Annotated in this window: 12 protein-coding genes; 1 reads left to right on the top strand and 11 read right to left on the bottom strand. The window is 35.8% G+C overall.

The window, feature by feature from the left end:
• Window positions 1–141: 141 nt before the first annotated feature.
• Together Q0590_RS02785 and Q0590_RS02780 are read right to left on the bottom strand one after the other, a co-directional pair.
• Complete coding sequence (locus Q0590_RS02785; protein WP_302035950.1) at window positions 142–537, bottom strand: hypothetical protein; 396 nt, start codon at window positions 535–537, stop codon at window positions 142–144.
• 161 nt (window positions 538–698) lie between these two features.
• The gene (locus Q0590_RS02780) at window positions 699–1001 is read right to left on the bottom strand and encodes a DUF3817 domain-containing protein (protein ID WP_302035949.1); all 303 of its coding nucleotides are present in this window, start codon (window positions 999–1001) and stop codon (window positions 699–701) included.
• 408 nt (window positions 1002–1409) lie between these two features.
• Here Q0590_RS02780 and Q0590_RS02775 point away from each other — a divergent pair, with 408 nt between their 5' ends.
• Window positions 1410–3677, top strand: a complete 2268-nt coding sequence (locus tag Q0590_RS02775; RefSeq protein WP_302035948.1) for an aconitate hydratase — start codon at window positions 1410–1412, stop codon at window positions 3675–3677.
• Window positions 3678–4027: 350 nt separating this feature from the next.
• On the opposite strand, the gene Q0590_RS02770 is transcribed toward Q0590_RS02775, so the two are convergent.
• From Q0590_RS02770 to Q0590_RS02735, 9 genes are all read right to left on the bottom strand, one after another.
• Window positions 4028–5167: a TlpA disulfide reductase family protein gene (locus Q0590_RS02770; protein WP_302035947.1), complete on the bottom strand. Its 1140-nt coding sequence runs from the start codon at window positions 5165–5167 to the stop codon at window positions 4028–4030.
• A gap of 141 nt (window positions 5168–5308) precedes the next feature.
• Window positions 5309–6769 carry an Asp-tRNA(Asn)/Glu-tRNA(Gln) amidotransferase subunit GatB gene (gene gatB, locus Q0590_RS02765; protein ID WP_302035946.1) on the bottom strand — a complete coding sequence of 487 codons (1461 nt, stop codon included), beginning with the start codon at window positions 6767–6769 and terminating at the stop codon, window positions 5309–5311.
• 161 nt (window positions 6770–6930) lie between these two features.
• Window positions 6931–8313, bottom strand: a complete 1383-nt coding sequence (locus Q0590_RS02760) for an undecaprenyl-phosphate glucose phosphotransferase (RefSeq protein ID WP_302035945.1) — start codon at window positions 8311–8313, stop codon at window positions 6931–6933.
• A 92-nt stretch (window positions 8314–8405) separates the two neighbouring features.
• Window positions 8406–9272 carry an O-antigen ligase family protein gene (locus Q0590_RS37535; protein ID WP_366970307.1) on the bottom strand — a complete coding sequence of 289 codons (867 nt, stop codon included), beginning with the start codon at window positions 9270–9272 and terminating at the stop codon, window positions 8406–8408.
• Window positions 9273–9709: 437 nt separating this feature from the next.
• Window positions 9710–10771 (bottom strand): glycosyltransferase, encoded by a 1062-nt coding sequence (locus Q0590_RS02755; RefSeq protein WP_302035944.1) that lies wholly within the window; start codon window positions 10769–10771, stop codon window positions 9710–9712.
• 20 nt (window positions 10772–10791) lie between these two features.
• Window positions 10792–11844: a glycosyltransferase family 4 protein gene (locus tag Q0590_RS02750; protein ID WP_302035943.1), complete on the bottom strand. Its 1053-nt coding sequence runs from the start codon at window positions 11842–11844 to the stop codon at window positions 10792–10794.
• 28 nt (window positions 11845–11872) lie between these two features.
• On the bottom strand, window positions 11873–12862 hold the full coding sequence (locus tag Q0590_RS02745) for a class I SAM-dependent methyltransferase (protein WP_302035942.1): 990 nt from the start codon (window positions 12860–12862) through the stop codon (window positions 11873–11875).
• Between the two features lie 46 nt (window positions 12863–12908).
• Window positions 12909–13622, bottom strand: a complete 714-nt coding sequence (locus Q0590_RS02740; RefSeq protein WP_302035941.1) for a class I SAM-dependent methyltransferase — start codon at window positions 13620–13622, stop codon at window positions 12909–12911.
• A 51-nt stretch (window positions 13623–13673) separates the two neighbouring features.
• Window positions 13674–14423 (bottom strand): glycosyltransferase family 2 protein, encoded by a 750-nt coding sequence (locus Q0590_RS02735; RefSeq protein WP_302035940.1) that lies wholly within the window; start codon window positions 14421–14423, stop codon window positions 13674–13676.
• Window positions 14424–14433: the final 10 nt, after the last annotated feature.

The following is a 14433-nucleotide window of genomic DNA, read 5'->3' as shown; positions in this document are numbered from 1 at the left end:
TGTATAAAATTTTAAAACCAGATAAGTACTTTTATTGAAGGCAAACTTAAAATGACAAAATTATCCCAAGCTTAGAAGTTGTATTATACAGGAGGAAGAAATACAATACTGCCAGTAGATATGGTAGATAACCGGATTAGGTTATTTTGAATAATTGCGGAAAGAACTAAAAAATAAGCCTATACCTCCTGCCAATAAGCCAATTATTAATAAGAGTTCAAGCGCAGACATGGGCCGAAGGGTAAGATGGGTACTGCTAATTACCCCAACAATCATCAGTAAGACAGAACCAATAGCCAGTAGCCAGCCAATAACATTCGAAGAGTTAAAAAACAACATGCCCACTCCAATCATAAAGGGGATAAAAATAATGCCGGAAGTTACCTGAAAGCCTCCTACCGAGAACAACCCATACCCGAAATAAAAATTGTTAGTTACCTGAATCGCACTTAACAACAGATATGCTCCTATAATAAACATACCTAAACCCATAAAAAAACGGCCTACTCCGCCATTTGAACCACCTGCTCCTTGCATAGTTTAGTGAACTAATAAAAGATTAAAAACAATTTACCGCATTATAGAAAATTACCTGTTTAAACCCCTGATCCATTTTTTGGAATTTACATTTAATGGTAAATATGCTTGCAGGTAAACTGCAAACGTGAAAATTGCTGATATAGGAAACCAAAGTACATTTAATGAGTGGTACGGAACAACCGGATATCGGCCCAAAAAGTCCCGAAAGGGATAAGAGAAGCTAAAAATGCCAGAATAGCTTTACGAAAACTCCACCGCAATTCTATGGCTACCAAGATTACATATAGTACATACAAAACAAACAGTACGCCATGAATCATGCCTGTAACCCGTACCATTTGTGGCAACTGATATAAATATTTCAAAGGCATGGCAATTCCGAGTAGTAGCAGATAAGATATACCTTCAGTAAAACCAATAATTCGCAATCTTCCTAGTTGTGTTTTTAATAATTCAATCATAGAAACTAAGTATATAGTACTGTTAATTGCTAATACATATTTATTTACAACTAAATAATACTACAAAGGTAGCCTATCAAGAGATAAACATGAGGAAAATACCTTAAACTTTTTACCAGTTTACATAGTATTCTAAAGCAGAATTTGTGGAGAAATCAATATAAAAGGAGTAAATAAAGGAGAACAGCTACAAATTTGGTAACTCAAAAGCCTAAAAATGTGTTAGCCTAGTAACTAGCTAACAAAGTAGTGAATTTTGAGTGTTTTTATTACGCAACTCTAGGTTTCAGGATATGCATTTACAGGTTCACTATATCGTTAGCACCTATTTGTTAATTACTTATATTTTGTATTTTTGCTGCGCAAGTTTTGCAGCCGTTTTTTAGTTCATTTTAACCAATAATAGATATGGCCTTTGATATAGAAATGATACGGGAGGTGTACGCCCGGTTTGGTGAAAGAGTGGAAGCTGCCAGAAAAGTGGTAGGTCGTCCGCTGACACTTTCAGAAAAAATATTATATGCTCACCTTTTCAATGGTAAGCCTACACAGACCTTTGAAAGAGGTAAAACCTATGTAGACTTTGCACCAGACAGAGTAGCTATGCAAGATGCCACTGCTCAAATGGCTCTTTTACAATTTATGCAAGCTGGTAAAAGCAAAGTATCTGTGCCCTCCACTGTTCACTGCGACCACTTAATTCAGGCTAAAATTGGCGCAGTGCAAGATTTAGAAATTGCCAAAGATACTAATAAAGAGGTATATGACTTTTTAGCCTCTGTATCTAACAAATATGGTATAGGCTTCTGGAAGCCAGGCGCTGGTATTATCCACCAGGTAGTGCTGGAAAATTATGCGTTCCCTGGCGGTATGATGATTGGCACAGATTCTCATACACCCAATGCAGGAGGGTTAGGAATGATTGCTATTGGCGTAGGTGGAGCAGATGCCGTAGACGTAATGGCAGGTATGGCATGGGAGTTGAAATTTCCAAAATTCATAGGCGTAAAACTGACCGGTAAGCTTAGCGGGTGGACAGCTGCCAAAGATGTTATTCTGAAAGTAGCAGGTATTTTAACGGTAAAAGGTGGTACTGGTTATATAGTAGAGTATTTTGGCGAAGGTGCCGAAAGTTTATCTTGTACCGGTAAGGCTACCATTTGTAATATGGGCGCAGAAATTGGTGCGACCACTTCTGTATTTGCCTATGATACAAAAATGAGAGATTACTTAGCAGGTACTGAGCGGGAAGATATTGCTATAGAAGCAGATAAGGTTGCCTCTTATTTACGTTCTGATCCTGAAGTTTACCAAGACCCGGCTAAATACTATGACCAGTTAATAGAGATCAACTTATCAGAACTAGAGCCTCATGTAAACGGCCCATTCACCCCTGATGCTGCCTGGCCTTTGTCTCAGTTTTCTAAAGCAGTAAAAGAGCATGGATGGCCGGCTGAGCTGGAAGTAGGATTGATCGGTTCTTGTACCAATTCCTCTTACGAAGATATTACCAGAGCAGCTTCCGTAGCTGAACAAGCAGTTTCTAAAAAACTAAAAGTAAAAGCTGAATTTACCGTTACTCCCGGTTCTGAGCTGGTTCGGTATACTACCGAAAGAGACGGCCTGTTACAAACATTTGACCGGATGGGCGGCGTAGTATTGGCAAATGCTTGTGGCCCCTGCATCGGACAATGGGCCCGTCACATGAGTGACCCAAACCGCAAAAATTCTATCATTACTTCTTTCAACCGGAATTTTGCCAAGCGGAATGATGGAAACCCAAATACGCATGCGTTTGTAGCTTCTCCTGAAATTGTAACGGCTTTTGCGATTGCTGGTGATCTTACATTCAACCCGGTAACAGATACGCTAACCAATGAGGATGGGCAAGCAGTAAAGCTGGATGAGCCAAAAGGAATTGAGCTACCCATTAAAGGTTTTGCTGTAGAAGACGCAGGGTATTTAGCTCCGGCAGAAGATGGTTCCAAAGTGCAGGTAAAAGTAGACCCACTATCAGACCGCCTGCAACTGTTAGAAGGGTTTAAACCATGGGAAGGTACTGATTTAACAGGCTTACGTTTATTGATTAAAGCAAAAGGGAAATGTACCACTGACCATATTTCAATGGCCGGACCTTGGTTAAAATATAGAGGTCACCTGGATAATATTTCCAACAATATGCTAATTGGCGCAGTAAATGCATATAATGATAAAACGAACACTGTAAAAAATCAGCTGAATGGGGAATATGGTGCGGTTCCAGCTGTAGCCAGAGCCTATAAAGCTATGGGAGCAGGTTCTATTGTGGTAGGCGATGAGAACTATGGTGAAGGCTCATCCAGAGAACATGCGGCTATGGAGCCCCGCCATTTAAATGTACGGGCTATACTGGTAAAATCATTTGCCCGTATTCACGAAACCAACCTGAAAAAACAAGGGATGCTTGCCTTAACTTTCATGAATCCCAAAGATTATGATAAGATACAAGAAGACGATACCTTTGACATTATTGGGTTGAAAGACTTTACACCTGGCATTCCATTAATTATCATAGCTAATCACGCTGATGGAAGCAAAGATCATATATTGGCTAATCATACTTATAATGAAGGCCAAATAGAATGGTTTAAAGCAGGATCAGCGTTGAATATGATTAGCCTTCAAAATAAAGGATGATCTGTAAATTACCATACTTTACATACAAAAGGCTGACTTTGTTCAGCCTTTTGTATGTAAAAGAACGCTAGGAGCTTGGAGCCTTATATAAAGCCAAAAGATCATTCATTAAAAAATAATACGGCTATATGCACCAAAGCTGATTTATTATGCTTTCGATATGCTGTGAGCTGCCTCTTTTTAATGAAATATCTTTTTTATACTACTACTTAGTTACCCATGAGAAAATATAAAATACGCTCTTCAATGGATGTTTAATAATTGTTACGCATGGGCTAAAAAGCAGAAAAGCTCTTATAATTTTATAAGAGCTTTTCTGCTTGTACTGAATCAGTAAGTTAACGCAAATATTATTGTTTGCTTAAGATCTGTGTAAGTTTATCTTCTAAGGCTTTTCCTCGTAAGTTCTTCGCGATAACTTTTCCGGAGGGATCTACTAAAAAAGTAGCTGGAATAGATTGTACCCCATAAGCCTCAGCTCCGGCAGATTGCCAGTATTTAAGGTCTGATACGTGTACCCAGGAGAGTTGGTCTTTCTGAATAGCTTCAAGCCATTTCTCTTTGCTTTTGTCTAATGACACTCCAAAAATTTCGAAGTTTTTACCTTTAAATTTATTATACATCCGCACTACATTAGGGTTTTCTTGACGGCAAGGACCACACCAAGATGCCCAGAAATCAATCAATACATATTTGCCGCGTAGAGAGGATAAACTTATGGGATTACCTTCAGGATTATTTAAAGAAATTTCTGGAGCTGGCTGACCTACCGTTACTACATTTTTATATTGAGCCAACTTGGTTTTAAATTCTTTTACAAATTTGGAGTTAGGCATTTGCTTCTCAAACCCCTTTGATAAGCTATCTAAAAATACATACTCTTCTTCCGGATTTAGCAGGTTTGTAGCATACCAGGAGGCAAGATTAGGGCCTATTTCCCTAATTAGTTCTTTGATGCGGTTGTTAAAATCAGCCTGCATCGTAAAGTATTCTGCTTGTATTTTCTCTCTGGCTTTCTCGTCTTTTTTGTCATTTGCTTCCTGAAACTTAACTCCTAAGCTATTTACTTTTCCTTGGAGTTCATTCTGGGCTTTAGTAATCTTTTGCAGATCTTCCACATCTTTAGAACCTTTCAATGTAAAATCTCCAGCCGGATTATTGCCATCGGCAGCTATATCAACATTGTTTTTATCTAAAATTACCAATACTTTCTGCTGATTAAAGAAATTTACCATGTAGAAGCCAGGTTCATTTACTTTCCGCTTCAGCGTAAAGGTATTGTCTTTTTTTAGTTTGACAGAGTCAACACTTTGAAAGCCATTTTCCTTCAGTTCTGTAAGCACAACATAGCCAGTATTTGGGTGTTTGACTTTGCCATTAATGGTTACTTCCTGGGCAGTGCCTGATTTGGTTTGTGCCTGGCTAGGTTGGGATTGTGATTCGCAGGAAAATAGAAGAGCGGAAAAAAAGAATATAAATAGTTTTTTCATAGTTAATTTAAAGACCTATAAAACAGTAGGGTAAGCTATTACAAAAACGACAAATTTTTAGCTTTAGTGCCAAAAGTTAAGTAAGATTTCCGGCAAACTAAAATAGGAAAACAAACAGCGGCCGTACAGTAGATGTAATATTTACGTATTTAAAGATTTGCTTAACAGTTCATTCGTCAGTTTAGGATCGGCTTTGCCTCCTGTTTTTTTCATTACTTCACCCATAAACATCCCTAATAAACCTTTTTTTCCTTTTTTATATTCAGTTACTTTTTGTGGATGGCTAGCTAATATTTCATTGATCAGAGTTTGCAAGGAGTTTGTATCACTTTCCTGCATCAGGTTCTGCGATTCGGCAATGGCTAGGGCAGATAGGCTTGGCTGCTTCAGCATAGCAGGGAAAATCTTCTGGGAGGCTACTGAGTTGCTTACTTTATTACTATCCACCAATGAAATTAATCCGGCTAATTGTTCAGGTAATATAGGAAATTGACTAACCGTTAGGCCAGACTCATTCAAATACGATTTAACGGAGCCCATTATCCAGTTAGAGGCAGACTTATAATTGGTTGTATAATGGCAGAGAGCATCAAAATATAAAGCAATCTCTTTATTATCTGTCAGTACAAGGGCATCATACTCTGGAATACCGTATTTACTGGTAAATTTTTCGAAAAGCTCTTGAGGTAAGCTAGGTAACGATTGGCGTATAGAAGTAAGCCATTCTTCGGATATAACTAAAGGCGTTAAATCTGGTTCAGGAAAATAGCGGTAGTCATTCATAGTCTCTTTCACTCGCATAGAGTATGTCTGTCCGTTGTTGGCATTGAACAAGCGGGTTTCCAGTTGAATAGCCTTGCCTTGTTCTACTTCCAGTATCTGCCGTTCTATTTCATACTCAATAGCCCGTTTAACATTGTTAATGGAGTTCATATTTTTTACCTCCACTTTTGTTCCAAATACCGGGCTCCCTTTAGGCATAACCGAAATATTGGCATCGCAACGCAAGGAACCTTCTTCCATGTTGCCATCGCATATCTCCAGGTAACGTACTAGTTTCCGCACCTCTGTTAGATAAGCATAGGCCTCATCGGACGATCGGATTTCCGGTTCCGAGACAATCTCTATTAGAGCAGTACCGGCCCTGTTGAAATCTACTAAGGTATCGGCCTCTCCAGCCAGGTGGATTGATTTTCCTGCATCTTCCTCCAGATGTATTCGGGTTAGACCTATGGATTTCTCCACACCGTCTTTGGTTTTTATGTGAATAGTGCCTCCCAGGCAAATAGACGTTTTATCCTGGGAGATTTGGTAGCCTTTGGGTAAATCAGGATAGAAATAGTTTTTGCGGGCAAATACTGAATGTCGTGTAATATGGCAACCACAAGCCAACCCCATTTTAATGGCATGTTCTACCGCTTTCTTATTCAACTTAGGTAAAGTTCCCGGATGACCAAGGGTAATTACACTTACATTCGTATTAGGCATACTGCCGAATTCTACTGTATCGGAAGCAAATATTTTACTATTTGTCAGCAGCTGGCAATGTACTTCCAGGCCAATTACTACCTCGTATTTCTCCCTGATTTCTGGGTTCAACATAAATCAAAATTCTGATAAACCGTAAAAATACTAGGAATGGATGGATTTTGAAAGAACAGATTTCTCTATGTAATACAGCAACTACTCCATTGAGTGAGTTAGAAAATAGGATGGCTTATATAAGGAGGCTATAAAGTTCTTAGAAATGCGGTAAACGAAGGTTAAAATGCATTTCTATCACCCTTTATGATGCTAATAATGGTCATAACAATGATTTTCATATCTAACAGGAAAGACCAGTTCTCTATATAGAATGTATCTACTCTCACCCTGTTTTTCATGGATTGGGGATTGAGTGTTTCTCCTCTGTATCCTTTTGCCTGAGCCAGCCCTGTTACCCCAGGTTTTACATGGTGCCGGATCATGTATTTATCAATCAGTTTTGAATACTCCTCTGTATGTGCTAACATATGTGGTCTTGGTCCCACTACAGACATATTTCCCAGCAGTACATTAAAAAATTGCGGAAGCTCGTCTAAGCTTGTCTTTCTTAGGAAGTTACCTACTTTCGTAATGCGACTATCATTCCGCCTGGCTTGTTTCACATGAGATTCATTATTCACGTACATAGTCCTGAACTTCCAGCACCAGAAGTCATAATTATTTTTGCCACTTCGTTTTTGTTTAAAGAAAACTGGTCCTGATGAGTCTAGCTTTATAAACAGAGCTATAATGGGAAACAACCAGGAAGCAACAAAGACAAGAATTATTAAAGAAAAAATGATATCAAAGGTGCGTTTGGTAATCTGATTCAATACATCATCCAGGGGAATTTCTCTAAAAGTGATTACTGGAAAATGCCCATAAAAATCGATATTGATTTTACGGAAATTAATACCTCTAAAATCTGGAATAAACTTTACCCGAATCAAATTGTTTTCTGCGAAGTCTATCAGTTCATTAATCCAGGTGTTGTCTACATCAGGTTTGGCACAGTATATTTCATCTACTTCATGCAGCAGAGAATAAGCTTTTACATCTTGAATATCTCCTTTTACATCTGCATCAGTTACTGCACCATCTGTAAAGAATCCTAAAAAGCGGTATCCATATTGAGGGTTGATCTGAAAGAAATTGCGAAGTTCCCGGGCTATTTCTCCACTACCAATGATGATCACATTCCGGTAATTATACCCGGTGCGCCGATATATCCGGAAGAAGTAAATACAGGCAAGCCGCCAGGACAGGATAAAAATAGTAAATAATAAGTAGGTAACAAGCAGATGTTCCCGCGAGTAATAGTATCCCTGTCTTACTACAATGAAAGCTGTTGTAAGTAAAACATGAATAAAGAGAATCTTAAAAATATTAAGTACAATATTTTTATTCTCTTCTACACGGCTAATATCATAGATTCGTAGAAAAAAGGCTGAGGCTACCCAGGTTAAATTAAAATAGAGTACTAAAATAATATAATAATCTTGCTCAACTTCTTCTACCGCATAAAATTTAAAAAAGTAAGAAAGTAGAAATGCCAGATTAATCAGAAAGATATCTCCTACTAAATAGATACTGCGTGTAAATTTAGAATACCTGGTTGTCAAGTTTAATTTAATTTTACAAAATCGAGACTACTAAATTAGAACATTTTTATTATACATGCTGAAATATAAAAATAATACTACGCAATATAATGCTATCTGTTCAGGGATGCGCTATTTTCTTCCTCTTGTAATTTTTTAACGTGCAAAAATAATAAAGAATTAAAATAAGAGTAAAAAACTATTCCTTTATTCGATTCTAGCATCGATTCTGTAAGGCAACAAAAAGCAAACAGAAGCAGAAAATCAATATATAAATAATTTGCTTTCCTCAAGCGAAAAAATTTGACAAATGGATATAAAAAGCAAAGAGTAAAAGCTATAAAAGCAGTAATGCCAGACGTGAGAATGTATTGCAGAAACTGATTGTGTGCATTCATATTAATTAACGTCCCAAATTTATTGCTAGTAAAACATTCATTTAACTCGTGTTGAGCATCTCCTATTCCCACACCCAATAGCCAATTTTGCTTCAAGACTGCTTTTGTACAGTAAAGTATACTAATTCGGGAGGCTATACTATTCCACTGGTTATCGCCAATTTGATAGTTCTCCTGGTTCGATAAGGCTTCAAATCGTTCTTTTGTAACCGGAAATATACTAATAGTAAGATAAAAGAAACAACCTAGAAGTAAGCAACATACGATGGCCAGTATATACCTGCCGGATCTGATAATGTAGGAAGCTAGGTTAATAAGGAGTATGAGAAAAATAGCAATGATAGCCATTTTAGCCCCCAGCAAAATAAGAAACAAAAGTAAGCAAACACCAATAATGACTTGTATCCATTTATTTTTAAAGTAAAAAATCTTCCCATTAATAGTAGCGGTGGTAATAATCAGTATAGCCAATGCTAAGTAAAGTCCAAAGTACACATGAGAAATACCTATAATGGTTACTATATTAGTGTCATATAATCCTGGAATTATACGATTAAACTTATTTTGCTGGAAATTAAGCATCAAAGCATGAAATAATGCTATTAGCATAGCGCCAAAGCAACCCAAACAGAAGGATTTTAGAATATTAATGACCTGATGGGTAGTGGGTATCGGAGATGATAATAAGACTAATGGAAATATTACGATAGAAAGAATTTTTTCTGTATTGTACAGCCCATTCCCCATATCTGTGGTATATAGCAGACTGGCTAATGGAACAAAGAAAATAGAGGTAAACAACAAACCATACTTATTTGTAAAGACACTTTTTGTTTTGTTTACGATATCGCCCTCTATAAACCATCGTAAAAGTAAAAGTATGGTTAATAGCGAACTAATATTACGGTGAAAAGGTAAGGTAAAAGCTAAAGTAAGCTGAATAAGATGAAAGTAATTTATGGAACTGTTGAAAGAAAGCGGTAAAACGTTTTTATAATTTGAATTTAGCCTGAAATATTTCATACAGATTCATATTTATTCAAATACGCTTTTGCCATATCTTGTATATTATAATTATCTAATAGATAATTATAAGAGTTTAAAGAAGCCTCTTGTAGAAAATCTCGGTTGGCAATGTAATAATTAATAAACGAAGACGCTTCATCAATCGATTGATAGATGTGGCCATTATACCCATGTTTCACAAGATCAATATTTCCAATACATTTACTCAAAAGCAGGGGTTTACCTAAATTCATTGCCTGTAGAACAGCAAAAGGCAAACCTTCCCATAATGCTGTAGATAGGTATACATTTGCTTTTAGTATCTCCTCCTCTACCTGTTGTTTAGAAAGCCACCCTGTAATCCGGATATTTTTAGCTGTAAGTAAGTAATCTAACTCACCTTCTCCGATCCAAATAAATTCTACATCAGGTTGATGACTAAAATGATCAGCAATCGCATTAAAAAGGCAGGGATTTTTTTGATATGTAATACGTCCTGCTGTTACTATTTTAAAGGTTGAATTTACAGTATAGTTTTTCGGATAAGGATTAATGGCTACTCCATTGTTGATATAAGAACATTTAATGTTGTTTTGGTAATATGCTTCCGCTTCCGAGCGGGAACAACAAATCACTGTTCCGGCCAACATATCAGCAATTTTTTCTAGGAAAACAAAAAAAAATTTTTTAAATAGAGATATATCAGTACGTACGAACGGCGCACCATTAGGCGTATAGATTACTTTTCGCTTATTCAAGAATCTTGCTGCTACTCTACCTAAAAAACCTGATTTTGAAGAGTGTAAATGAATAACATCATATTTTATATTTTTTAGTAAAGAATATAAATAATAGGTAGCTTTTATATCTGATAAGAGTTTGATTTCACGCTGGGCATATTTCCATTCTATAAACTGTACATTACCGCTGTCAAAGCGTTTTTTCAAAACATCTATTGGTATTTCCCGCTGAGCATATATAATAATATGTTTATGATCTTTCAATTGGGAGGTCAGACTTAATACAAAGTCAACTATACCACCGCCAAAAGCCTCAGCCACATGAACTATTAACATCGTATGATATAAACAAAAAATTAAAGATAATTATCCTCTAATTGTTCTACGTATTTTTCTATCGTGTATTTATTTTTAAAGCTTTTGTTTCCACTTTTTCCTATAGTTGCAGCATAGGAACTATCGTTATACAAACACTTTATGTGCTCAGCTAATTTTTGAGTATCTTTTGCTTGAAATAATAATCCATTCACTGTATGCTCAATTAAATCATTGGTGCCATCAATATCGGAAGCAATTACTGGGATAGAAGCTCTAAATGCTTCTAAAATTACAGTAGGCAAGCCTTCAAAAACTGATGGAAGAACAAAAACGTCTGATGCCTGCAAATACTTATTAGGAGTAAGAGTAACTCCCCGGAATTCTACTATCTGCTCTAAATCTAACTTAGCTGATAGTAACTCTAATTCTTCTCGTAGATGACCTTCTCCAACAATTAATATTTTTAAAAAAGGAATATAGCTTTTCAAGTGTATAGCCGAACTAATAAGCGTATCAACAGATTTTTGAATTCTAAGGCGGCCAATAAATAATACAACATAATCATTTTTGCCAATTTTTAATTCTTCCCTTGCTTGCAATTTACTTTCCTCTTCTATCCTATCCGGAATAGCATTGGGTAGTAATACTACATTTTCTTTTTTTACACCTAATGTGTGAATTACATGATGCATTATTGCTCTTGAAACACAGGTAACCTTGCAATGACGAGCCACAGTTCTGAATAGGATGCGGTATAAATAAAATATAAGGTAATCTATTCTATTCCATTTAAACCAAACATTATGCATTGTGCAAAATAACTTGGCAGCTAAGTTACGGCTGGCAAATAAGCCTATTAAATCAGCGTGGCCCAGATGAGTATGAATTACATCAGGCTTAATGCTTTTTAAAAGTGTACGTAGAGGTGTGATGCAACTTGGTCCAAGGTTTACTTTATGTAAAGTAATTTGAGGATCAAGCAACGGCTGCAATTTTGCTTCTCCTTTCAGGTAGATAATATGAATAGTATGCCTCTTAACTAAGATATTGGAAGTATTTACTAATAATTTCTCTGCACCGCCAAAATCCATAGCTGTGATTATATAGCAAATTACCATGTTAATAAAGGTTGTTATGATAATACTGGATTAGCTCTTCATCGGAAATAGTTTTAGTAGATTTTTTTCCTATAAAATAAAATCCTGAAGCGGCATCTTTAGAATGGGGATTCCATCTGCATAGTAAATCAATATATTTTAACCAAAAACCTGTTAATCTAGTAAAGGCTTTTAGAAAAAGACGAATTGGCTCTGAAAAACCGAATAATGACTTAAACAGATACTCGTAAGACCAAAGCATTACTGTACCTGGTCCGGCTGTCGCTCCACTTTTCAATTCATCAAAATTGCGTAACAAATATCGGTGGCCAGAATGAGTATATCTGGTGAAATCATAGGCACCACCATGCACTTGCTGCATAAAGGGAGTCTCTATGTAAATAAACCCATTCGGCTTCAGTACTCTGAATATTTCTTTTACACATTGTTGCGGATTTATCACATGTTCCAATACAGCTTGTGCTACAATACAATCAAATGTTTCATTTTGATAAGGGATAGCATGGCAATCAAATATTATTTGTGTTCTTTCACCAAATGAAACATCACTTTCTACTATATTAAGTGCAGGATTAGCTAAAAATTCTTTCATACCATTTCCTGCAATGCTGCCTCCTACAATAAGTATTTTCGGCTTCTTTATTCCCATTTGCAGTAAAGAATCTGTCAAATATTGATAATTCTTTCTTGCATACCAATTAGAGGAATTACTGGGAATCAGGTGAGAAATAAACGTTTTTAATTTGCCTCTTTTTGATATATCAAAGAATAAATTTTTCTGCTCTAAAAAATCTTTGTTTTTAAAAATGCTTCTCCTTTCATCCAGGATTATAGGTATATTATTAATTACAGGATACTTGGAATTACAAGTAGTGCAAGAAAAGTATTCCTGATCGAAAACTGAAGCCTCTTCTGTAATTTGTGTATTGCATTTCACACATATTAAATTATCATACACAGCAGCCGATTTCTTTTGTATTAACTTACTCATACTTCACTTTCACTGTTCTTAAAAATAGTTTATGTAATATTAATTCTTATTCAGTTAGTACCATTAAAGAATATCCACCTAATATACGAGCAGTCAAATCCTGATTAAACTTAAAAGAGATTTTTCTAATGATATTCATGAATTTAGTTTGAGCAAGCTTCTCATGTAAATCAATATTGGTTGCTGTATAAAAATAATCGATTATTTTATATCCGGTATCTTCTAATGCAGCTAAAGCAGTTTCTTTAGTAAAATAGTGGAGATGCCCGAGTTGTTCCCGTGCAGTAAGAATTGAGTTAATTCTCAATACTCTTTGTAAGGAGAGGTCTAATGGGATATGAAATATTTTATATTTAGATTTTGTGTTGATTTTTTTTAGAAAACCTAGGTAATCTTCCACATGTTCAAATACATCAATCACCAGCAATACATCAAAGAAAGCCTCATTGTCCAACACTAAGTCCTTTAGATAAAACTTTACTCGGTTGTTCTCTCTGTTTTTGCAAAGTTCAAAGCCTTGAGGAGAGATTTCATAGCCATAGAATTGGACATACTCAGGCATTTGATTATAGAGCTGTATCAAGATTTCGCCTGCACCACAACCCACTTCACATATCGATTTGGGTTGCAAGTTATTTCGCTTAAGTATACTCAAAACATGGTTAGCCTTCCAAGGAGAATCTTCTATATGCCAGGTAGGATTTTTTTCCTTATAATTGCCGTCCGTGTAAATATTATGCTGCTCTGTATTGCTAACCATTCTTTTATTGTTATGTAATTTCTATAAGAGCGTGAAAGTAGTATAAGTTTCTTATTTAATTCTTATAAAGCTGCCTAGTTCCCTTCTCCATTGAAACAAACGCATTATTATTTTATTGAATATAGTCAAATCAAAATTTTTAGCCATTACTACGTTATATTCTTTTATCAGAGCCTTGTAGTTTACGCTATTTTGGGTTTTGCTCTGATTGTGTACTCTAAACTTTCCTAAAAACTGAGGAACGAGGGAAAACTTGAATTTTTTTGAAGCCTTGGCAAAAAAATCTACATCCATACAGTAATGTAGGGTTGTATCTAAGTCACCTATTTCTTCATAAACTTTTCTCCGCCAGAATACAGTTGGTTGCATTGGTACAAAGCGGCCATGCTTGAATAACCAGAAATTCCACGCAATTGGTTTTACTTTACATACAAAGTTGCTTGTACTATCTATTAACTCATAATAACCATAAATAATATCCGTTTCTGGATTTTCTTTAAAGAACTTAATCACTTTCTCAAAAGTATCAGGGAAATATAAATCATCTGCATTCTGCCAAGCTAGTATATCACCGGATGCTAACCTGAATCCTTTATTTAAAGCATCTGTTTGTCCATTGTCTTTTTCTGAAATCCAATGTAAATGTGGATACATTTGGAGAATCTTTACTGTATTATCTGTAGATTTTCCATCTACAATAATATGTTCAAAATTTTTGTAAGATTGCTGTTTTATTGATTCTATGGTTTCAGTAATATACTTTTCACTGTTATAAGATGGAGTTACAATCGAAATTTTCATTACTTTGGGT

This window comes from Rhodocytophaga aerolata, from assembly GCF_030503435.1.
Lineage (GTDB): Bacteria > Bacteroidota > Bacteroidia > Cytophagales > 172606-1 > Rhodocytophaga > Rhodocytophaga aerolata.
This window is presented reverse-complemented; position numbering and strand designations above follow the sequence as displayed.

Coding starts and splice junctions, on each gene's coding strand:
- Q0590_RS02785 (WP_302035950.1), bottom strand. CDS start 537: ATGCAAGGAGCAGGTGGTTCAAATGGCGGAGTAGGCCGTTTTTTTATG.
- Q0590_RS02780 (WP_302035949.1), bottom strand. CDS start 1,001: ATGATTGAATTATTAAAAACACAACTAGGAAGATTGCGAATTATTGGT.
- Q0590_RS02775 (WP_302035948.1), top strand. CDS start 1,410: ATGGCCTTTGATATAGAAATGATACGGGAGGTGTACGCCCGGTTTGGT.
- Q0590_RS02770 (WP_302035947.1), bottom strand. CDS start 5,167: ATGAAAAAACTATTTATATTCTTTTTTTCCGCTCTTCTATTTTCCTGC.
- gatB (WP_302035946.1), bottom strand. CDS start 6,769: ATGTTGAACCCAGAAATCAGGGAGAAATACGAGGTAGTAATTGGCCTG.
- Q0590_RS37535 (WP_366970307.1), bottom strand. CDS start 9,272: ATGCTTAATTTCCAGCAAAATAAGTTTAATCGTATAATTCCAGGATTA.
- Q0590_RS02755 (WP_302035944.1), bottom strand. CDS start 10,771: ATGTTAATAGTTCATGTGGCTGAGGCTTTTGGCGGTGGTATAGTTGAC.
- Q0590_RS02750 (WP_302035943.1), bottom strand. CDS start 11,844: ATGGATTTTGGCGGTGCAGAGAAATTATTAGTAAATACTTCCAATATC.
- Q0590_RS02745 (WP_302035942.1), bottom strand. CDS start 12,862: ATGAGTAAGTTAATACAAAAGAAATCGGCTGCTGTGTATGATAATTTA.
- Q0590_RS02740 (WP_302035941.1), bottom strand. CDS start 13,622: ATGGTTAGCAATACAGAGCAGCATAATATTTACACGGACGGCAATTAT.
- Q0590_RS02735 (WP_302035940.1), bottom strand. CDS start 14,423: ATGAAAATTTCGATTGTAACTCCATCTTATAACAGTGAAAAGTATATT.